We start from the raw sequence: 20,647 nt of genomic DNA, 5'->3' as shown, positions 1-20,647 counted from the left end.
AAAACCGCGTTAGTTTAAAACTAAGGCGGTTTTTTATATCTACAGATAGAGTCATACCAATTCACTTAATTGAGCAAATTGGTATTAATTATTTAGTTCAGCCGTTTTCAGCTCATCATCTAAATCATTTATCTCATCAATAAACGTTTCTAACTGCTGCTCTACCAAACTATTTGCATGCGCAAAATAAGCAATATGGAATACGGCATCGCCTTCATTTACCAGTGGCATAGTTTGCTGGCCAATAATAATACCACTTCGAGGAGCAAGGAGTTCAAGTTCTGAATCGCCAAGCGGACTGCTAATATAAGCAAGCACTTGCCCTTTCATTACTCGCTCACCTAACGATACTTGCGCTCTTACTATGCCGTCTACTTCAGCACGCACCCAACTAGTGGAGCTTGCAATCACAGGATCAGGCAGTTTTTTAGGACGTTTACCGCGTATCATTTTTAAATGTCGCATAACATAATCAACCCCTTGCACGCCTGCAGCAATCGCAATAGGGTCAAAGCGCAGTGCTTCACCCGCCTCATAAGTAATAACAGGTATACCTAAATTAGCGGCTTCACTACGCAGCGAGCCATTACGTAATGACGCATCTATAACCGCAGGCGTACCAAAGGCTTTAGCCATTTGCGCTGTTGCTTCATCGGCTAAATTAGCGCGAATTTGCGGTAAGTTAGTACGGTGAATCGCCCCCGTATGCAAATCAATAATATGCGTACAATGCACAGCTACTTGGTTAAAAAACATATACGCCATGCGACCTGCTAATGAACCACGCTCAGACCCCGGAAAACTTCGGTTCATATCACGGCGATCGGGTAGATAACGCGATTTATGAATAAAACCAAATACATTCACAATCGGGACCGCAATTAATGTACCACGAAGCTGATTAGGGTCGATTTTAGCCAGTAACTGGCGCACAACCTCAACCCCATTTAGTTCGTCGCCGTGTATAGCCGCACACACCATCAATACAGGGCCTTCCATTACACCGTTAACCACTTCAATAGGAATATTAAGCGGTGAATGGGTGTAAAGCTTTGCAGCTTCTAGCGCGAGTGTTTTACGTTCACCTACACCAATACTTTCACCTAATAGGGTGAAAGGTCGGTTAATTTTAACCTTTGCCACGAGTTGCCGTTCCTTTACTTGCAGCATTTTTCTCGATGAAATCAATCACCATGCCCGCAATGTCTTTACCTGTTGCCACTTCAATCCCTTCAAGACCTGGCGATGAATTTACTTCCATAACCAAAGGACCACGAGATGAGCGAAGTAAGTCAACGCCAGCAACGTTTAAGCCCATTGCTTTTGCCGCTGCAACCGCTGTTTTACGCTCTTCTGGCGTAATACGCACCAGTGTAGCGCTACCACCACGGTGAAGGTTTGAGCGGAACTCACCTTCTTGTGCTTGACGTTTCATTGCAGCAATCACTTTATCTCCGAGTACAAAGCAACGAATATCCGCACCACCCGCTTCTTTAATATATTCTTGTACCATGATATTGGCTTTTAAACCCATAAACGCTTCAATAACACTTTCAGCCGCTTTACGTGTTTCAGCAAGTACCACACCAATACCTTGAGTGCCCTCAAGTAGCTTAATAACGACCGGTGCGCCACCTACCATTTCGAGTAAGTCTTTTACGTCATCTGGCTTGCTAGCAAAGCCTGTTACTGGCATGCCTACGCCTTTGCGTGATAATAATTGTAGAGAACGTAATTTATCGCGCGAACGAGAAATAGCCACAGATTCATTAACCGGATAAACACCCATCATTTCAAACTGGCGTAATACAGAACAGCCATAAAAAGTAACTGATGCGCCAATACGCGGAACAATGGCATCAAAATCTTTTAGGTTTTCGCCGCGGTAATGGATTTCAGGTTGATCTGAGTTTATATTCATATAACAACGTAGCGCGTTAATCACTTTTACTTCATGACCACGTTGCTCAGCCGCTTCAATTAAACGACGCGTTGAATATAAATTTTTGTTGCGAGATAAAATACCAATTTTCATAGTTAAAACCTTAACTAAATTATGTTGAGCAAGCACATATAAGTATGTTTGCTACTCAACGAATTCTTATAATAAATGTGATAAAGCCGGATCAACGACTATACGATTTTCCATAGCTGTGCGTCCTAATAACATTCTAAACTTCATTGACGCACGACTTGTTAATGTAATTTCTATTGGCCAACTAAATTCGCCAGCATGTAATGTAGTTTCAATAAAGTAACGCAGTTCTTTTTGGCCACTAGAGCTGGTAACGTACTTCATTTTTTTAACTTTGGCATTGCAGGTAATTTGCGTTTGCTCGTCTTCTTGCAATGGTTGGGCTATAAATTTAACCCATTTTTCGCCTTCCACTTCATATTCTTCAATATTAATTGCATGAATACAGGAAGTACGTGCACCGGTATCTATTTTTGCTTTAATTTGCTCGATGCCCAGCTCGGGTAAACTCAACCACTCACGCCAACCAACTGTTATTTTTGTCGTCATAAATGTGCCCTTAGTAAAAAAAGTGTTTTATACGCTACAGCAAATAAAACACCAACAAAATAAATTAATCTACTCGATAAGCCGATTTGATTGACCTTTTAAGTTAACTCGTTTAACAATGCAGCTCTTACGTATGCATTTAACCATAGGCTAAAGCATAAGTTTTTGTTGCTAAACTCAGTTTAACATATACAAAGTAAAGCTAAATTTTATTTATTTAACTAGGGTCTGTTGACCTTTGCGAATTAATATTTGTTTAAACTAGGGGCAATTTAATCGCGGCACGAGGTTTGTAACCTAGTGGGCTAAGTAAAAATCGAGCAACAAAGAGTTAATTGCCCCTAGGCAGAACCCTTCGGGCAGCGCCTATTTGGCATTGATGTTGTGTTATCGCCTATTTATGGGGAATAACCACACTCTGCCTTGCCTAAATACCAAATAGACTGCTGCAAATTTAACCTTGAAAGATAAACAGATCCTAAATACATTACAGTTAACTGTATTAAAAATATACTATCGATGAGAAATTATTATGATTAATGGCTTACTTCATGCGCTTATTCTTGATGAAAAAGGCGGTGCACGCCCCATAGAAAACAGCAAGCAATTACACCAATGGCAACCTACTGATGGAAAACTGTGGGTGCATATGGACTACAGCCAAACAGATGCGGTGGATTGGTTAAAAAACTGCGGGCTGTTAAACGACTATGAACTGGAATCACTCACTGCTGATGAAACGCGTCCACGAATAACGCCAACAACTAATGGCCATATGTTATTTTTACGCGGGATCAACTTAAACCCAGCACAAAGCCCTGAAGACATGGTATCTATTCGGTTATTTATAAATAACGATGTGGTGATCACCACGCGTAAGCGCCGATTATTATCAGTGCAAGATATTCTAGCCTCGTTGAATAATAATGAGGGGCCATGCAGTATTTCTGAATTGGTGTGTACATTAGCGCACAAGCTCACTTCACGTATGCAAACAGTAATTGATGAGCTAGATGAAAGCTTAGATAATTTTGAAGAGGAAATTGATGAGCCCAGTAAAAAGTTTGATAACCAAGGCTTGTCGCAACTTCGCCGTCAAACCATCGCGCTAAAACGTTACTTAAAACCACAAAAAGAAGCACTCAGTAGCATGGTTAATAATCATTACCCATGGCTTTTTGACGATGATAAAGCCAAGCTAAATGAAACCACCAATTTACTTATTCGCTATTTAGAAGAGCTCGATAGTTCAATAGAGCGCGCACTTGTTATCCAACAAACCATTACAAATCAGGTCTCTGAGCAATTAAATCAGCGGATGTATGTAATGTCGGTGGTGGCTGCTTTATTTTTACCGCTGGGCTTTTTAACTGGATTATTGGGGGTCAATGTCGGCGGTATACCTGGAACAGAAAGCCCCTATGCATTCACTGCATTTGTGGTGTTTTTAATTGTTTTAACTGGTGGGATTGGTATTTACTTTAAAAATAAAAAGTGGCTGTAATTACAATACAGATCCAATAAGACACAAAAAAGGCGAACATATTGTTCGCCTTTTGCATTGGTAATCCTTACTCTTGAAAGTAAGTGCCCCAACCGTCGTATTCAACATCGCATTCAACAGCAAGTTGCGCGAGTTTGTCAACGTCTTCCATTATCACGTCGACATCTAATTCGGCTTCAACAACAATGTCAAAACTCCAAATTTTTTCACCGTCTTCAAGCTCAAGTTCTGCTGGCTCTTCTACATCGTAACCTAGTTTAAACGCAGCCAATGCCGCTTGTTCTAACTTAGTAAAGTCTTCACATACAAAGTGGTGTTCTACTTCATAAAGAATTTCTGGATCGGAACCATCTTCAAGTAGTGAAGTTACGATGTCTTCACTTATTTCACGCCAGTTTTCCATTATTTCTCTCTCACTTGAGCATCTAATTCTGTTATTTTAGCAGCCATAATACTGTGCACACTTTTAGCATGTTCACGGGCACTGATACTGTTATCAAGTGCTATGGGGGCTAACATTTCAATGTAAATTGTACCATTATCCCAGCGATTTAGTTTAATGGTTTTATCGGTTGTGTTCATACATACTGGCACAACAGGCACCTCTGCACTCATTGCGGTATGAAATGCACCTGTTTTAAAGGGGAGTAAACCACGACCATAACTACGCGTCCCCTCAGGGAACATCCACACCGATAAGCCTTTTTGTTTTATTTTAGCCGCTGCTTTTGAGATTGTGCCAGCAGCTTTTGAACGATTTGAACGGTCGATTAAAATATTACCCGACAACCAATAAAGCTGCCCAAAAAATGGGATCCATTTAAGACTTTTTTTGCCAACGCTCACACAATTTTTTGGTACCATGGCTGGAATAGTAAATAAATCGTAGCTATTTTGATGATTCGCTACATACACAGCAGGCCCCACCTTAAGCGCATCGGGATGGTATTTTAGTTCTAATTTAACCCCAAGCATTTTAGCCATTGAGCCAAACCAACTTGCAATAACGTGCACATTATTAGGATGAAATGGTCTAAATATTGATAACAACAAACCAAAAAAACAACTTAATAATATAAACAACAGCATTATTAAAATACGTATAACAGCTAGCAAGTGCGCCTCTCCAATATAACCACAATCATGTATTGCTTTATTATAACGTTATTTTGTTGCGCAGACGAGAAAATAGCGCACAAGCGTTCGCTGAAATAAAACAGTCATAAAAAAACGGCTTACCTAAGTAAGCCGTTATCTAGTTTAGTCTAATTTTCCGAGTGTTTTAACTTTGCTCAGTATCTGAATTTGGCTCATCCACTTGCTGAGGTGTTAACTCTACCACGGCTTCATCAACGCGCTGTAAACCACGGGGTAACTTGTTCCCTCTGCGGCCTCGCTCGCCATGGTAATGCTCAAGGTCGCTTGGTTTGAGCGTCAATTTACGCTTACCTGCATGCAGCGTAACACTGCTGCCTTGCGGCACAACAGCTAATACTTTTACAAACTCTTCGCGCGCTTGTACTTTAGCGCCCGGAATAGAAATAATCTTATTGCCCTTGCCTTTACCTAGCTTAGGTAAATCACGCAGTGGGAATAACAACATTCGCCCCTCGTTAGAAATTGCCATACAGTAATCACTGGCAACGTCATTAACGCGAATTGGCGAAAGTAACACACCACCTTTTGGCACACTCACTAAGGCTTTACCGTTTTTGTTTTTACTGACTAAATCTTTAAAGTCAGTAATAAAGCCATAACCGGCATCAGAAGCCATTAGCAATACCTGAGCGTCTTCACCCATAACTACGTGCTCAAAGCTTGCGCCTGAGGTTAAGTTAAAGCGCCCTGTCATAGGCTCGCCTTGGCTTCTTGCAGAAGGAAGGCTGTGGGCATCGGTCGCAAATGCACGCCCAGCTGAATCTAAAAATACCGCAGGTTGATTACTTTTACCTCGCGCTGATGCTCTATAGCCATCACCGGCACGGTAATTTAACCCTTCTACATCTAAGTCATGACCCTTACCAACACGTGCCCAGCCTTTATCAGATAAAACAACAGTCACAGACTCTGAAGGGATTAAATCTTTTTCGCTCAGAGCTTTGGCTTCCACACGCTCAATAACAGGTGAGCGACGATCGTCGCCATACATTTCTGCGGCTTCTTGAATTTCTTTTTTAAGCAACGTCGACATGCGACGGTCTGAGCCTAATGTTTGCTCTAATTTGTCACGCTCTTTGGCTAATTCGTCTTGCTCACCACGAATTTTAAACTCTTCAAGTTTTGCTAAATGGCGAAGTTTTAATTCTAAAATGGCTTCCGCTTGAATATCGGTTAACTCAAAGCGTTCCATTAATAATGGTTTAGGCTTATCTTCAGAGCGGATAATTTCTATAACTTCGTCAATATTTAAAAAGGCAGCAAGCAAGCCCTCTAAAATATGTAATCTTGCGAGTACTTTATCGAGTCGATATTGCAAACGACGACGCACTGTTTCACGTCTAAAGGTTAACCATTCAGTTAAAATACTACGTAAGTCTTTAACTTGTGGACGGCCATCTAAGCCCAGCATATTTAAGTTTACGCGGTAATTTTTTTCAAGATCGGTTGTTGCAAATAAGTGCGCCATTAATGGCTCAGCTTTAATTCGGTTTGAACGCGGCACAATCACAATACGGGTTGGATTTTCGTGATCAGACTCATCACGTAAGTCAGCCACCATTGGTAACTTTTTAGCGTTCATTTGCGCTGCAATTTGCTCAAGTACTTTTGCACCCGAACATTGGTGCGGCAAAGCGGTAATGACGATATCGCCCTGCTCTTCACAATACACTGCACGCATTTTAATTGAGCCACGGCCGGTTTTATAAATTTTGTGAATATCAGCTTTAGGCGTAATTATTTCAGCATCGGTTGGGTAATCTGGCGCATGCACTAAATCCAGTAACTCTTCGAGCTCTGTTTTTGGCTTATCAAGTAATAAACAACAGGCACTGGCCACTTCACGCACATTATGCGGTGGTATATCGGTTGCCATACCCACAGCAATACCAGTTACCCCATTAAGTAATATATGCGGTAAGCGCGATGGCAACACTAAAGGCTCATCCATTGTGCCATCGAAGTTTGGCGTCCAATCAACGGTCCCTTGGCCTAATTCTTTGAGTAATACCTCAGAGAATTTAGATAAACGCGCTTCAGTGTAACGCATTGCCGCAAATGACTTAGGATCATCAGCTGCACCCCAGTTACCTTGCCCATCCACCAAGGGGTAGCGATAAGAGAACGGCTGCGCCATCAGTACCATGGCTTCATAACAGGCACTATCACCATGAGGATGGTATTTACCTAATACGTCACCCACGGTACGGGCTGATTTTTTGTATTTTGCATTTGCCGATAATCCCAACTCACTCATCGCATAAATAATACGACGTTGCACTGGTTTTAGGCCGTCACCAACGTGCGGTAAGGCACGATCCATGATCACGTACATTGAATAATTTAAATAGGCGTCTTCGGTAAAACGCCCCATTGTTTGTTGTTCAATTCCTTGCATTAGCAAGGTATCTGTATCACTCATTAAAGCTTACCTAGTTTTTCTTATAGCTTACGCGGTAAATTACGTTTGCGTAATCATCGCTTACCAATAGACTGCCATCATTTAATTGTGCAAATGCAACAGGGCGTCCAAATGTCGTTTCGTCTTGCATAAAGCCGGTGATCAGTGGCGTATACTTTGTTACCTTAGCATTTTCTATAGTTGCCACTGCCACTTTATAACCGACCTTTTTAGAGCGGTTCCATGAACCGTGCTCAGCTACAAATAACTGTTGTTTATAGCTATCAGGGAACTGCTTGCCGGTATAAAAATGAATACCTAATGGCGCAACATGCGCACCTAATGCCAATGCAGGTTGAGTGTAGTTAGCAATGTTTTTGCCTTCACCAAACTCCGGATCAACAATAACGCCGCCATGCACGTATGGAAAACCAAAATGTTCTTCTTCTTTAGTGATGCGGTTTAGCTCATCGGGTGGAATATCATCCCCCATCATGTCGCGGCCATTATCGCTAAACCATAGCATTTGCGTGCTAGGGTGAAAGTCAAAGCCTACAGTATTGCGCACACCTTTGGCTAAAGTGGTTATTTCTTTGGTGTCGGTGTTTAACGAAAAAATACGACCAAACCGAGGATCTTCTTCGCAAATATTACAGGGAACACCCACCGGAATAATCAGCTCGCCGTTTGGCGCAAAGCGTAAAAATTTCCAGCCATGGTGGCGCTCTGACGGTAAATCGCTATAAAACACTTCATATTCAGGGTTTTTGAGGTGTTTATCGATATTTTTAAAACGAATAATACGGTGCACTTCACCGACATATAAATCACCGTCTTTAATCGCTAAACCCGAGGGCATATTCAGTCCCTCTGCAATCACTATTTTTTTATCTGCAACGCCGTCGCTGTTATGATCAATCAATGCATACACATTACCCGCATTACGCGAACCTGCATACACTATACCTCGGCTTGATACTGCAATTTGCCGAGCATTTTCAACATCATCAGCAAATAAGCTTATTTCAAACCCTGGGGCAGCCGTCAGCTTGTCGAGAATATTTTTCGCCATCACTGGCGATGACATAAAGCCGACTAACAACAGTGTGCTAAATAGTCTTTTCATTTGCCTCTCCTGTAGCCCAAAGGCTTATTAAACTTGTGCTTTGTTACCGTGATCTTCAAGCCATTGGCGGCGATCTGATGAACGCTTTTTAGCAAGTAACATATCCATCATTTCCATTGTTTGTTCTTCTTCATCAAGTGTTAGCTGCACTAAACGACGGGTATTTGGATCCATGGTTGTTTCACGCAATTGTAGCGGGTTCATTTCACCCAAGCCTTTAAAGCGTTGCACGTTTACCTTACCGCGTTTTTTCTCTGCTTCTATACGCGCTAAAATTCCGGTTTTTTCATCTTCATCAAGCGCGTAATAAACATCTTTACCAATATCAATTCTAAACAGCGGTGGCATAGCAACATACACATGCCCAGTTTTTACCAATTGTGGGAAGTGGCGCACAAATAAGGCACACAATAAAGTGGCAATGTGCAGTCCATCCGAGTCAGCATCCGCTAATATACATATTTTATTGTAACGCAGCCCTGATAAATCACTTGAATCGGGGTCAATACCCAATGCCACTGAAATATCATGCACTTCTTGAGAGGCCAAAATTTGCCCTGATTCTACTTCCCAAGTATTTAAAATTTTACCTCTTAGTGGCATGATTGCTTGGAACTCACGATCTCGCGCTTGTTTAGCTGAGCCACCCGCTGAATCACCCTCTACTAAAAACAATTCCGTGCGGTCATTATCAGCAGCACTACAATCGGTCAGTTTGCCTGGTAATGCAGGGCCTGAAGTAACACGTTTACGAACTACTTTTTTAGCCGCGCGTAAGCGACGCTGTGCATTTGAAATACACAATTCAGAAAGTAACTCTGCAGTGTCAGTGTGCTCATTTAGCCATAAGCTAAAAGCATCTTTTACGACACCCGATACAAACGCAGCACATGAACGTGATGAGAGTTTTTCTTTGGTTTGCCCTGCAAATTGTGGGTCTTGCATTTTTACCGACAATACATAACTACAACGTTCCCAAATATCATCTGGGGTGAGCTTTACACCACGTGGTAATAAGTTTCTAAATTCACAAAATTCACGCATCGCCTCTAAAAGCCCTTGGCGCAGGCCATTTACGTGGGTGCCACCTTGTGCGGTAGGAATTAAGTTTACATAACTTTCGGCTGTTGACTCACCGCCTTCAGGCATCCATACAACGGCCCAATCAGCGCCTTCAATAGAACTTGAAAACTCACCTACAAATGGGTCTTTAGGCAGTATTTCATAGCCTTTAACTGCTTCTACTAAGTAATCTTTTAAGCCGGTTTCATAAAACCACTCTTGGGTTTCTTTCGTTTGTTTATTTACAAACTTAATACGCAAACCTGGGCATAGTACCGCTTTGGCTTTTAATAAATGGTTAAGCTTAGTCAGTGAAAAGTTAGCAGAATCAAAATAGCTGGTATCTGGCCAAAAGCGCACGGTAGTACCGGTATTGCGTTTACCCACTGAGCCAATAACATTTAAATCTTCAACTTTATCGCCATGCTCAAAAGCCATTCTAAATTGCTGTGCGTCACGGCGAACCGTTACTTCCACACGGGTAGATAGCGCATTAACGACCGAGATACCTACCCCATGCAAACCACCAGAGAACTGGTAATTTTTATTTGAAAACTTACCACCTGCGTGTAATTTGGTGAATATTAGTTCAACCCCAGGAATACCTTCTTCAGGGTGAATATCTATCGGCATCCCCCGACCATCATCGCTCACTTCAAGTGAGTTATCTTCATGCAAAATGACATCAATACGCGTCGCATGCCCGGCCATTGCTTCATCAACACTGTTATCAATAACCTCTTGGCCTAAATGATTGGGGCGCGATGTGTCTGTATACATGCCTGGGCGGCGTTTTACCGGCTCTAATCCATTAAGTACTTCAATGGCTTCGGCGTTATAATTTTGTTGAGTCATAGTTTTTATCTTTATATACGCTAATATCTGATTTTAAGAAAATCGACAATGCTTGAAAAAGCTCGCTCAAAGCCATTAAAGCTATGATCGCCGCCAAATTCAATTAACTGTTTACATTGTGAGTAATACTTTATTGCGTGCTGAAAATTTAACACTTCATCCCCTGTTTGCTGTAATAAATACAACAGTTCAGGGTGTTTTAACTCTGTCACCGTTAATGCTTTTAACGCATCTATATGACGAGATTGTAATTGGTAATTATAATCTTGATACGGATTATAATTAGGCCCAAGTATAGGCTCTAATAATGTATATGGGGCAACGGCAGGATTAATTACCACCGCAGGAATTTGATAACGCTGCGATAAATACGTGGCAAAAAAACCACCTAACGAGCTGCCCAATAATACGGTATTCGGTGTTAATAGTTGTTCAAGCACTACAATCGCCTCTATAGGTTCATGATTTAAGCGTGGCACACAATAATCAACATCATAGTGTGCCATAAGCTCACCAAAGCGCACAGCTTTATATGATTTTTCAGAGCTATTAAAACCGTGAATATAGATTACTCGTTTAACCATACCACGTCCGTGCGTATATGCACCTTTTGTTGCTCAGCATTTAAGTGCAGCATACGATAAGCCGCCCCTTTATCTTCTTGCTGCCAAGTAGCACTGTGCTTTGTAAACTGCACGGAACTGGCCGGTGTCGCGTAAATATCAAGCTCTCTAAATTGCTGTTGGTAGTCATTGTGAACATGCCCATGAAACAGCGCATCAACGCGGCCATTATTAACTAATAAATTTAATAGCTGCGGCCCATTTTCTAGCATGTGTTTGTCTAGGTAGCCATTAATAGGCAGTGGGTTGTGATGACAAAATGCAATATGACGATTATCTGAATCGACTAAACACGCCATAATTTCCTCTAAATGCGAGGGCGTCACCCACCCAGCAGGGGTATTTCCTTTAGAATTAATTAATATCAGTTCAAACCCTTGCGCCACAATATGTTTAGCGCGTTGTATTTGCCCGCCACTAATTAAATTGAGCTGTTCAATTTCATCATGATTGCCGGGAACCCAAAATACGGGGCAATCAAGGTCACTATTATGAATCAGTTCAGCAAATAATAAATAGGAATTAAAGCTGTGATCTTGGGTTAAATCGCCACCAAATATCAAGGCATCAGGCTGCTGTTTTGCTATATCTGTAAGTGCTCTAGTAAAATGTTCTGCGGTGTTAACCCCAAAATACTCGCCCTGCTTATCGCTAAAAAGGTGACAATCCGTTATATGGGCTATACGAAGCTGGGCTTGCTCAAAATAATACGTATCATCAAACCAAGCCATTATTTACATCCCAATTAAGTGTTGATTGACCTCGCTCTACACAGGCAACCAACCAATCATATAAAAAAGCATTCAACTGATACTTTTCATCTTTTTGATGCATCTTAGGATTAGGGTAGCCATAGGAAGGTTTGATTCGTTGGTGGTAATCATGATGGACAATTTCGGCTACTTTAGCATCATTATATAAGCGCACTGTTAAATACAAAGGCGAAATACCACTTACCATTCCTGATAACTGTTTAATAGATACATCAAGGGTGTACTTGGCATTGTCATCTATGTTGATGGCAAATTCACTGTGGCCCAGTTTGATTTCTCTAACACTGCCAATCGCTCGTTCACTAGGTAGTAATTTTAAAAGGCGTACGTAATTATGCTCACAAAGTGTTAAATACTTTGGAAGGCTTTGAATGTATCGATTAGTCGTTAAAAGTGCTGTCAAAATACCGCCATTACTATTAAAAAATTAAAAACTATGCCCACTTCTTACGTATTCTGTCGAGATTTAGTGCTAACCATTGCAAGCAAATTACCGTAGCCGCATTATCTATCTCGCCACGATTGAGTCGCTCAAATGCTTCATCTAAATCCATAATATGCGTTTTAATATCTTCACCTTCGGTGTCTAAGCCATATATACCGGTATTAATTTGGCTTAAGTCGGCGTGAGCTAAATATAAATATAAACGCTCTGTAGTACCGCCGGGGCTTGAAAGGTAAGACAACATAAACTCAAGTTCTGTTAAATTAAGTCCCGCTTCTTCAAACGCTTCTTTTTTAACAACCGACTCGTAATCTTCACTGCCATCGGTCATGCCCGCTATACATTCTAACAGCCAAGGCGTGTGTTTGCTTTTAATTGCGCCAATTCGAATTTGTTCAATTAGCAGTACTTGCTCAGTTACTGGGTCATAAGGTAAAACCGCGACCGCATCGCCACGCTCTAAAATTTCTCGACGAATAACCTCAGACTCTCCACCCGCAAATAAGGCATGCTTAAATTGATAAAGGTTTATTTTAAAAAAACCATCATACAAATTTTCAATTGGTTTTAATCTCACATCGTCATGGGTAAATTTAATACGACTTTTATTCGCCATCTATTCTTTCCTTTTTGAGGGTGCAAATACATCAACGTCATTTAGGTATATATTCTGTTACACTTGAGAACGCTGTTTTACTAATTTTTTTTTTAGTTATTAGTTAAAACAGGTTAACATGCTACTAGTACAAAAATTGTCTAAGGACCGAACATCACATGAAAAAGAACATCCTTGCTGCACTGGTTAGTTTATCATGCGCATTGGGCTCAACCGTAGCCAATGCAGAAGATTTACTTCAAGTTTTTGAAATCGCAACAGCCAACGATCCGACCGTTTTAAAAGCAAAAGCCCAAGCTGATGCACAATCATACCAAAGCGATCGCGCTATGAGCGCACTATTACCGCAAATTGGTTTAAGCATGAGTTATGAAAAAAGTGACTCGACCTCTTTTCAAAGCGTAGGCGATTTATCAAACCAAGTTAAAGTCGAAAGTGAAACGGACCAATTCAGACGTGGTATTAGCTTAAGCCAAACGCTATTTGATTTGGGCGCGTGGAATTCACTCGGCATTGCTGACAAACAAGCACTGCAAGCTAGTGGCCAGTACGATTTTGCTAAACAAGATTTAATAGTACGTGTGGCTGAAGGCTATTTTAACGTATTAAGCGCTATTGATAACCTTGAATTTGTACAAGCTGAAAAACGTGCCATTGAGCGCCAACTTGAACAAACTAAACAACGTTACGCTGTAGGTTTAACGGCTATTACCGATGTACATGAAGCACAAGCACAATTTGATAACTCAGTAGCGCAAGAAATCATTGCTAATAATGCGGTAGAAACAGCCCGTGAGCAACTACGTGAGATCACCGGTAAATACCATGCAAAGCTAGATATGTTAAACACCGAAACGTTTTCTACTGTTAAGCCAAGTACGCCTGCAACTGATTTAGTTAAAATAGCGAAAGACAAAAACTTAAATCTGCAAGTATCAAAAATAACGGTTGATATCGCTAAAGAGCAAATTGAACTTGCTAAAGCAGGGCATTATCCAAAACTAACTTTAAATGCTAGTTACGGCGACTCATTAACAGATAGCGAGTTAAATGGCGCTAGTTTTGACGACCAGCCTCGTTCAGATTCAACATCTGTTGGACTTAACTTTAGCGTACCACTTTACTCTGGTGGCGCAACGGTTGCTGCAACAGATCAAGCACGTGCATTTTACGTTGCTGCGAGCCAAGATTTTGAAACGGATTATCGCGCAGTAACTCGCTCTGTTATTACTTCTTATAATCAAGTGGTATCTGATATTGCGACCTATAAAGCGCTTGAACAAGCGGTTATTTCAGCACAAAGCGCATTAAAAGCCACGGAAGCGGGTTTTGAAGTGGGTACACGTACCATTGTTGATGTGCTCGTCAGTACGCAAAACTTATACAACGCAAAGCGTAATCTTGCTGATGTGCGTTATCGCTATGTTGTGTCAACGCTTCGTCTAAAACAAGCAACAGGCACATTAAGCCGCGAAGACTTAGTGGGTATAAACCAAGGTTTAAACACGGTTAACTAAACACTATATTTCATTATATAACCACTAAAGCCAGCTTTTTGCTGGCTTTTTGTATTTTTGAGCGCATAGCGTTAAACTAGCCTTTTATTTTTAGAGAAATTTTTGTGGTCAACTCATCCCCTTTTAAAGCCTCTTTTTTAGGTCCTCGTTATTGGCTAACTTGGATTGGTGTCTTATTTTTATATCTCATTTCATGGTTACCACAAAAAATACAATTAGCTATGGGTAAGCAGCTAGGACGCTTGGTTCATAAATATATGAAGCGCAGAAGGCATATTGCTGAAGTTAATATTAAACACTGTTTCCCCACGATGAGCGAAGCCGAGCAACAACAGCTGGTACTTAAAAATATGGAAAATACCGGTATTGCTATGGTTGAAACCGGTATGGCTTGGTGGTGGCCACAATGGCGGGTCGAAAAAGTATTAGGATCAATAAAAGGGCTTGAGCACTTTGAGCGCGTACAACAATCAGGAAAAGGCGTTTTATTACTTGTTCCACATATACTTCACCTTGAAATGGCAAGTCGAGTGATGGGATTAAAGTGCCAAGGTATTGGTTTTTATCGCCCACACAATAACTCGCTGATGGAATATTTCACCACCAATGGACGCCTTCGCTCTAACGAATACATGGTTGGTAAAAAAGACGTAAAAGGGCTATTAAAAGCTTTAAAAAATAAAAAAGTTTGTTATTACTTACCTGATCAAGATTATGGCCGTAACCGCTGTGAGTTTGTGCCATTTTACGCAGTACCTGATACAGCAACTACCACCGGAACACTGATGTTTGCAGGCAGTAAAAATTGCGAAACCATGAGCCTAATTACTTATAGGGATGACAACGGAAAATATCACCTAGAAATCGTGCCTGAGCTTGAAAACTTCCCAAGCGGTGATAATAAAGCCGATGTAACACGTGTTAATCAGCGCATGGAACAATCAATAAATGCCGCCCCTGAACAATATATGTGGTTGCATAGACGTTTTAAAACACGACCCGATAAAGACGCCCCCTCTTTTTATTAAAGATGGGTTATTAAAATAACAAAGATGAGTGACAGCCATGTGGTTTTGGATTAGATATATACTTTTAGCTTTATTGTTAATTGGTGCAGCCATTTACTTTTTACTAAATGGTACGTCGTCACTTAATTATCAACAAACCACCAACGCTGCTGCTGAAGGGTTATCGCGGTTTTATGCATCAATTCGAGATAGAATTACTGTCAATAAAGACAATGACAAATTTGTCATTGAACTCGAAAAACCCGATCTTAGCCTCGACAGAGCGCTAAACCAACGCTCTTTTGTAGTAGAGCCTATGCCTTTAAATTGGAATGGAGAAGTAGGCCCGCGCCGCTTTCAACGTGACTCAACCTTGCGTACTGTACTGACCCAATATGCTAATAACGAAGGTATTACTTTAATGTGGTACTTAGACAAAGATTACGTAATAAAAGATCACTTTCGTATAGATAGCAGTTTTAACTCCGCTTTATACCGCGTTAGCCGCTCTATTAATGATGACTTTTCAAATGAAGTGTATGCGTTTTTCTGCCCTAAACAACGTGCAGCGGTGATTACCGAGCTACCGTCTGAATTTGTACGCTCAAACTGTTTAAAGCTAAGCAATTAACTACATTCGGTTTAATTTTGTTGATATGCGCTCAAATATTGCTGAGCGCATAACATTAAATTGCTCAATCTAGCCCAAATATTGCCTTCCAAACCGTGCTAACATTATTGATATTTTCACTAAACTCTTCGCGTTTAACGCAGCGACCTTGCTGGTCTAAGCTCAATACATGATAGCGTGAGCGATAGTCTATATACGCTTGAATAAGCTGCTGTTTTTGAATATCGCTGATACAGCCAATTTTAGCCGCATCAGTTAAAATTCTCACATTGTCAGAATTATCGCATAAGTGGGTAAACTCATGGGCATGTTTTAATACCAAGTATTGCGTTATAAACTCAATATCGGTCATGGCACCCACATCTTGTTTTAAGTCAAATTGCTGCGCATTGCCTTTAGCCAAATGGCCACGCATTTTTTCGCGCATTTTAATCACGTCTGCTTTTAAAGTATCTTCATCACGTTGTTGGCACAATATCTCGGCGCGAATTTGTGCAAATCGTGTTACTAATTCAGCTTGGCCTAAAATCAGCCTCGCTCTAACCAGCGCTTGATGCTCCCATGTCCATGCTTGCGTTTGCTGATAATGATTAAAGCTTTCTAGGTTAATAGCTAATAGCCCTGATGCACCTTCTGGACGCAGACGAGTATCTAACTCATATAAAATACCTGAGGCGGTACGGGTATTAAATAAATGCATTAATCGTTGTGCGAGTTTTAAATAAAACTGCCTTGAGTCAATCGCTTTATCACCATTTGTGTAGCTTGTACCATCATGGTTATGCACAAAGACTAAATCGAGATCCGAGTCATAACCCACCTCAAAACCGCCAGTTTTACCATAAGCAATAACTGCAAACCCCTTGTTTTCATCATCGGTGTTAGGTGGCATACCAAAGCGTTTTACGCAGTGGTACCACGCAATATTTACAGCCTGATCGACTATAGCTTCAGCCAATGCTGTTAAGTGATCGCTTACTTTCATTACATCAATAACGCCCGTCGCATCAGCTGCGGCAATGCGTAATTGATGGGTTTGTTTAAACTGACGCAGCGCTTCCATTTGCTGCTCTAAATCGTCATGTTCAATGCGTAAAAAATACTGCCTTATTTCATCTTTATACGCAGTTAATGGGGTTGGCTTGTAAAGCACAGCTGGGTCGATAAGTTCATCGAGCAAAATGGGGTATAATGAAATATGCTCGCCAATCCATTTACTGTGACAACAAAGTAAAACCAATTGTTTTAGCGTTCCTGGATTTTCATACAGCAACTCTAGATAAGCGGTGCGCGAAATAATTTTATTTAATATTTGGCATACCGTTGCAAAGGCGCTAGCACTGGCATTAAAGTCGTTTAACTGTTTAAGTAATGCTGGCATTAATTTATCAAGAATATCGCGCCCACGATTGCCTACTTTAGCTTTAGAAAGTCGTTGTTTAAAGTCGTGTAATGGTGTTTGCCATTCATCTCTGGGCTCATTTAAAAAGCTAACATCGCCGTGATCCCAAGCACTAATAAACGCCCCTTCACAGGTATCAAGTGGTTCAGTTTCTTCGCCTATAACCTGTGTAAATTCGTTATGTATTTGGCTCATCACATGTTCTATTTTCACAAGCGTTGCAGCAAAATCTGCCTGAGCGAGCAACACATTGAGTCGCTGTTGATTTAGCTCATCATCGGGCAGTGTTTGTGTTTGTTGATCATCAAATATTTGTAGGTATTGCTCTACTTTGCGTAAGTATAAGTAATTGCTTTTTAAATCTTTAGCTTCAAGCTCATCAATAACTTGGCTTAGTGTTAACTCTTTTAATGCAATTAATAAAGATTGGGTTTGTAAGTTTGCCTCTCTGCCACCTCGCACCATTTGCAAAGCCTGAACAATAAACTCCACTTCGCGAATACCACCACCACCTAACTTAATATTATTGGTTAAGCGCTTACGGCGCACCTCTTGGGCAATCATAAGCTTCATTTTTCTTAGCGACTCAATAACCGAAAAATCAATATAACGGCGATACACAAAAGGCTTTAATAACGTATTAAACTCCTGCCAATAAATGTTAGGCGTGCCAATTAAGCGCCCTTTTAACATCGCGTAGCGTTCCCAATCACGCCCTTGCTCTTGGTAGTAATCTTCAATGGCATTAAAGCTCATTACCAACGGACCACTTTCCCCAAATGGTCGCAAACGCATATCTACGCGAAAAACTTGACCATCGACCGTACATTGATTAAGTGCTGTAATTAGCTTTTGGGCAACTTTAGTATAAAAGACAGATGCTTCAAGCGAGCGACGCCCACCTTGGGTTTTAACATTGCGAGGATATGCAAAAATAAGATCGATATCAGATGAGTAATTGAGTTCTTGTCCACCTAGTTTACCCATTCCTAATACCATTAACGGTAACGGGTTGTTGTGCTCATCTAATGGCTCACCATTAGTTTTAGCGACATTTTTATAGGCCCATTGATTAGCACTGTCGATCAGTTTATTAGCAAGTTCACTAATGTATTTAATACTATTTTCAATCGGGTTTTTGCAGCATAAATCTAAAAAAGCCACCTTTAACCAGTATTTTTCTCGGTATTGGCGCAGTAACTTATGGCACTCACTCTCTTCTATTTTAGTTATATCTAGCTGTGTAAAAGGGTCTAAAATTTCTCTATTTTTAATTTCGTGTTCACACAGTAACCAAGACAGTAGCGCAGGTTGAGAGCTTAAGCTGCGCCAAGCAAAATCACTTAACGCCAATAGCCGTATTATCTGCTGCTGGTTTTGTTGCTCTGGGTACAGCGCGGCAAAGCGTGTTTCACCGAGTTTTTGTAATTCAATAGGAAGCTGCGTGTCGTTACTCATCAATACCCTCTTTTATCTCACCAATAACCATACTAGAATGGTTAAAAACCTATCAAGGTAAATCTATTTAGGAACACCATGTCATATTTGTCATTATCTAACACTAGTTTAGTTGCGATTGCTATTAGTTTTGTGGTTATTTGTGTCATCATCATCAGTTTAAGAATTGTTACTCAAATAAAAGCAAAACAAGCACTTAAAGAAGAATTGGCGCAGCATGATAACTTTGCAATGGGGATTAGTTTTGCCTCTGAAATATCTGTTGTTATAGCCACCATGGCGTTTTTATTTGATGAAATTAGTATTAGCACCGCACAATCAAACCCATTAAAAGTGATTTTGTTAATTGTGCTGCTATTTTCATTTATTAAAATGGGGCATTTAATCCATCGTAAATGGATATTACGCCGCTTTAATGAAGAAGCCGCAATACTAAAGCAAAACGTCTGTGCTGCGCTGGTTGACTCGGGGATGCTTATTGCCAATTGTATTTTAGCGCTGGGTTTATATACATGGACACATACTCAGGGGTTTAGTAATTTATTAATTGCCTCAGTAAGCTTTTTTGTGTTGCAAGGAATGTTTGCTTTGGACAGTAAAATACGTGAATACCGCTTTGCTAAAGCAAATCAAGGCGCCTCATTGCAAAGTAATTTTGGCTTAGAAAATACCTCTATTGGTATTCGCTATGCGGGTAAGTCAATTGGATTAGCACTTGCGGCGTATGCTGGTTTATCTAGTGCGGCCTTTCAAAATGGTAAAATGGTAGAAAACTTATTTACCTTGGTAATGCATTGCGGTGTGATGTGGCTGTTACTATACTGTTTAACGTATATTATAAAAATTATTTCAATGCCTAATATCGACACCGCACTTGAAGTCGATCATCAAGATAATATTGGTATTGCGTGTATTGAATTTGCTGTATTTTGTGCTATTGGTTACTTACTTATAAGTATGTTTTCAATTTAGTACCAAACTGGTTAAATTAAGCCGTTACTAAACGTCCCTATTTAATAGTCTGGTAAATTAACAGGGACTTTAGGCATATGGAAATAAAAACAGCGAGCTATCTCTTAATTGATATAGACAACGAGTTTAGCCATTCATTTATTAAACACTATATAAACTCAAATGATCCAGCTAAAAAAGACATCGTTATCGCCGGGGCTAATACCCAAAAGCTGGTTAAAATGATGTTTGATGAACTCGTTAAAGATTATTGCTATTGCGATATTGAAAACGAAATAAGCATTTCTGAGCTGGCCAGCTACCTACACGAACACCACAATATTCAGGGGGTACTGTTTAACCAAACAGATTACTTGCTCGCCGATGATACACAGCGCTTTATTTATAATTCACTGCATGAAAAACGCTATATGGTTATTCAAACAGATCAAGGGTATGAAATTAAGCCCATAAAAGATGAATGCCATTCAAACCATTTATCGTGTGATACCGACATAGCTCAAACTGCACAAGAGTTAACAGAGCTTTTAACCCCCGAATATGAAAAATAAATAATTGCACCCAAGCCTTTGC

Annotated in this window: 19 protein-coding genes; 6 read left to right on the top strand and 13 right to left on the bottom strand. The window is 40.5% G+C overall.

The features are described 5' to 3' along the window. Window positions 1-84: 84 nt before the first annotated feature. From ND6B_RS17950 to ND6B_RS17960, 3 genes are all read right to left on the bottom strand, one after another. Window positions 85-1,143 (bottom strand): succinylglutamate desuccinylase/aspartoacylase family protein, encoded by a 1,059-nt coding sequence (locus ND6B_RS17950; protein ID WP_008110612.1) that lies wholly within the window; start codon window positions 1,141-1,143, stop codon window positions 85-87. Continuing rightward, window positions 1,130-2,035 (bottom strand): 30S ribosomal protein S6--L-glutamate ligase, encoded by a 906-nt coding sequence (gene rimK, locus ND6B_RS17955; protein WP_008110610.1) that lies wholly within the window; start codon window positions 2,033-2,035, stop codon window positions 1,130-1,132. The genes ND6B_RS17950 and rimK overlap by 14 nt, the downstream gene beginning before the upstream one ends. Before the next feature lie 66 nt (window positions 2,036-2,101). After that, window positions 2,102-2,524 carry an ATP-dependent zinc protease family protein gene (locus tag ND6B_RS17960; RefSeq protein ID WP_008110607.1) on the bottom strand — a complete coding sequence of 141 codons (423 nt, stop codon included), beginning with the start codon at window positions 2,522-2,524 and terminating at the stop codon, window positions 2,102-2,104. 532 nt (window positions 2,525-3,056) lie between these two features. Here ND6B_RS17960 and ND6B_RS17965 point away from each other — a divergent pair. After that, window positions 3,057-4,028, top strand: coding sequence for a zinc transporter ZntB (locus ND6B_RS17965; protein ID WP_033102550.1), 972 nt, complete (start codon window positions 3,057-3,059; stop codon window positions 4,026-4,028). Between the two features lie 67 nt (window positions 4,029-4,095). Here the strand turns inward: ND6B_RS17965 and rraB are convergent, their stop codons facing one another. The 9 genes from rraB to ND6B_RS18010 form a co-directional block, all read right to left on the bottom strand. Then, window positions 4,096-4,431 carry a ribonuclease E inhibitor RraB gene (gene rraB, locus ND6B_RS17970; protein ID WP_008110603.1) on the bottom strand — a complete coding sequence of 112 codons (336 nt, stop codon included), beginning with the start codon at window positions 4,429-4,431 and terminating at the stop codon, window positions 4,096-4,098. Continuing rightward, window positions 4,431-5,144 carry a 1-acylglycerol-3-phosphate O-acyltransferase gene (locus tag ND6B_RS17975; protein ID WP_029610024.1) on the bottom strand — a complete coding sequence of 238 codons (714 nt, stop codon included), beginning with the start codon at window positions 5,142-5,144 and terminating at the stop codon, window positions 4,431-4,433. Before ND6B_RS17975 ends, rraB begins: the two co-directional genes overlap by 1 nt. 166 nt (window positions 5,145-5,310) lie before the next feature. Then, complete coding sequence (parC, locus tag ND6B_RS17980; protein ID WP_013465834.1) at window positions 5,311-7,608, bottom strand: DNA topoisomerase IV subunit A; 2,298 nt, start codon at window positions 7,606-7,608, stop codon at window positions 5,311-5,313. Window positions 7,609-7,618: 10 nt separating this feature from the next. After that, a complete protein-coding gene (locus ND6B_RS17985) occupies window positions 7,619-8,713 on the bottom strand; it encodes a PQQ-dependent sugar dehydrogenase (RefSeq protein ID WP_033102549.1) in 1,095 nt (364 codons plus the stop codon). Window positions 8,714-8,740: 27 nt separating this feature from the next. Beyond that, window positions 8,741-10,630 carry a DNA topoisomerase IV subunit B gene (gene parE, locus ND6B_RS17990; RefSeq protein WP_013465836.1) on the bottom strand — a complete coding sequence of 630 codons (1,890 nt, stop codon included), beginning with the start codon at window positions 10,628-10,630 and terminating at the stop codon, window positions 8,741-8,743. Window positions 10,631-10,650: 20 nt separating this feature from the next. After that, the gene (locus tag ND6B_RS17995) at window positions 10,651-11,214 is read right to left on the bottom strand and encodes a YqiA/YcfP family alpha/beta fold hydrolase (protein ID WP_033102548.1); all 564 of its coding nucleotides are present in this window, start codon (window positions 11,212-11,214) and stop codon (window positions 10,651-10,653) included. Continuing rightward, window positions 11,199-11,984, bottom strand: a complete 786-nt coding sequence (locus tag ND6B_RS18000) for a metallophosphoesterase (RefSeq protein WP_033102547.1) — start codon at window positions 11,982-11,984, stop codon at window positions 11,199-11,201. Before ND6B_RS18000 ends, ND6B_RS17995 begins: the two co-directional genes overlap by 16 nt. Then, window positions 11,971-12,429: a DUF1249 domain-containing protein gene (locus tag ND6B_RS18005; protein ID WP_013465838.1), complete on the bottom strand. Its 459-nt coding sequence runs from the start codon at window positions 12,427-12,429 to the stop codon at window positions 11,971-11,973. The genes ND6B_RS18000 and ND6B_RS18005 overlap by 14 nt, the downstream gene beginning before the upstream one ends. A gap of 31 nt (window positions 12,430-12,460) precedes the next feature. After that, the gene (locus ND6B_RS18010) at window positions 12,461-13,087 is read right to left on the bottom strand and encodes an NUDIX domain-containing protein (RefSeq protein ID WP_033102546.1); all 627 of its coding nucleotides are present in this window, start codon (window positions 13,085-13,087) and stop codon (window positions 12,461-12,463) included. A gap of 158 nt (window positions 13,088-13,245) precedes the next feature. Here ND6B_RS18010 and tolC point away from each other — a divergent pair, with 158 nt between their 5' ends. The 3 genes from tolC to ND6B_RS18025 all read left to right on the top strand — a co-directional run bounded on the left by tolC (window position 13,246) and on the right by ND6B_RS18025 (window position 16,242). Beyond that, window positions 13,246-14,604, top strand: a complete 1,359-nt coding sequence (gene tolC / locus ND6B_RS18015; protein WP_013465840.1) for an outer membrane channel protein TolC — start codon at window positions 13,246-13,248, stop codon at window positions 14,602-14,604. Between the two features lie 104 nt (window positions 14,605-14,708). Next, the gene (lpxL, locus tag ND6B_RS18020; RefSeq protein WP_033102545.1) at window positions 14,709-15,632 is read left to right on the top strand and encodes an LpxL/LpxP family Kdo(2)-lipid IV(A) lauroyl/palmitoleoyl acyltransferase; all 924 of its coding nucleotides are present in this window, start codon (window positions 14,709-14,711) and stop codon (window positions 15,630-15,632) included. A 37-nt stretch (window positions 15,633-15,669) separates the two neighbouring features. Continuing rightward, window positions 15,670-16,242, top strand: coding sequence for a toxin co-regulated pilus biosynthesis Q family protein (locus ND6B_RS18025; RefSeq protein WP_033102544.1), 573 nt, complete (start codon window positions 15,670-15,672; stop codon window positions 16,240-16,242). 64 nt (window positions 16,243-16,306) lie between these two features. Here the strand turns inward: ND6B_RS18025 and glnE are convergent, their stop codons facing one another. Further along, window positions 16,307-19,102: a bifunctional [glutamate--ammonia ligase]-adenylyl-L-tyrosine phosphorylase/[glutamate--ammonia-ligase] adenylyltransferase gene (glnE, locus tag ND6B_RS18030; protein ID WP_033102543.1), complete on the bottom strand. Its 2,796-nt coding sequence runs from the start codon at window positions 19,100-19,102 to the stop codon at window positions 16,307-16,309. A gap of 78 nt (window positions 19,103-19,180) precedes the next feature. On the opposite strand from glnE, the gene ND6B_RS18035 reads away from it, so the two are divergent. Further along, the gene (locus ND6B_RS18035; protein ID WP_013465844.1) at window positions 19,181-20,074 is read left to right on the top strand and encodes a DUF350 domain-containing protein; all 894 of its coding nucleotides are present in this window, start codon (window positions 19,181-19,183) and stop codon (window positions 20,072-20,074) included. 77 nt (window positions 20,075-20,151) lie between these two features. Beyond that, entirely contained in the window at window positions 20,152-20,625 is a 474-nt protein-coding gene (locus ND6B_RS18040) for a hypothetical protein (RefSeq protein ID WP_013465845.1), read from the top strand. Window positions 20,626-20,647 lie beyond the last annotated feature (22 nt).

The sequence above is a fragment of the Pseudoalteromonas sp. ND6B genome, assembly GCF_000764215.1.
In the GTDB taxonomy this organism is placed as follows: Bacteria; Pseudomonadota; Gammaproteobacteria; order Enterobacterales; family Alteromonadaceae; genus Pseudoalteromonas; species Pseudoalteromonas tetraodonis.
This window is presented reverse-complemented; position numbering and strand designations above follow the sequence as displayed.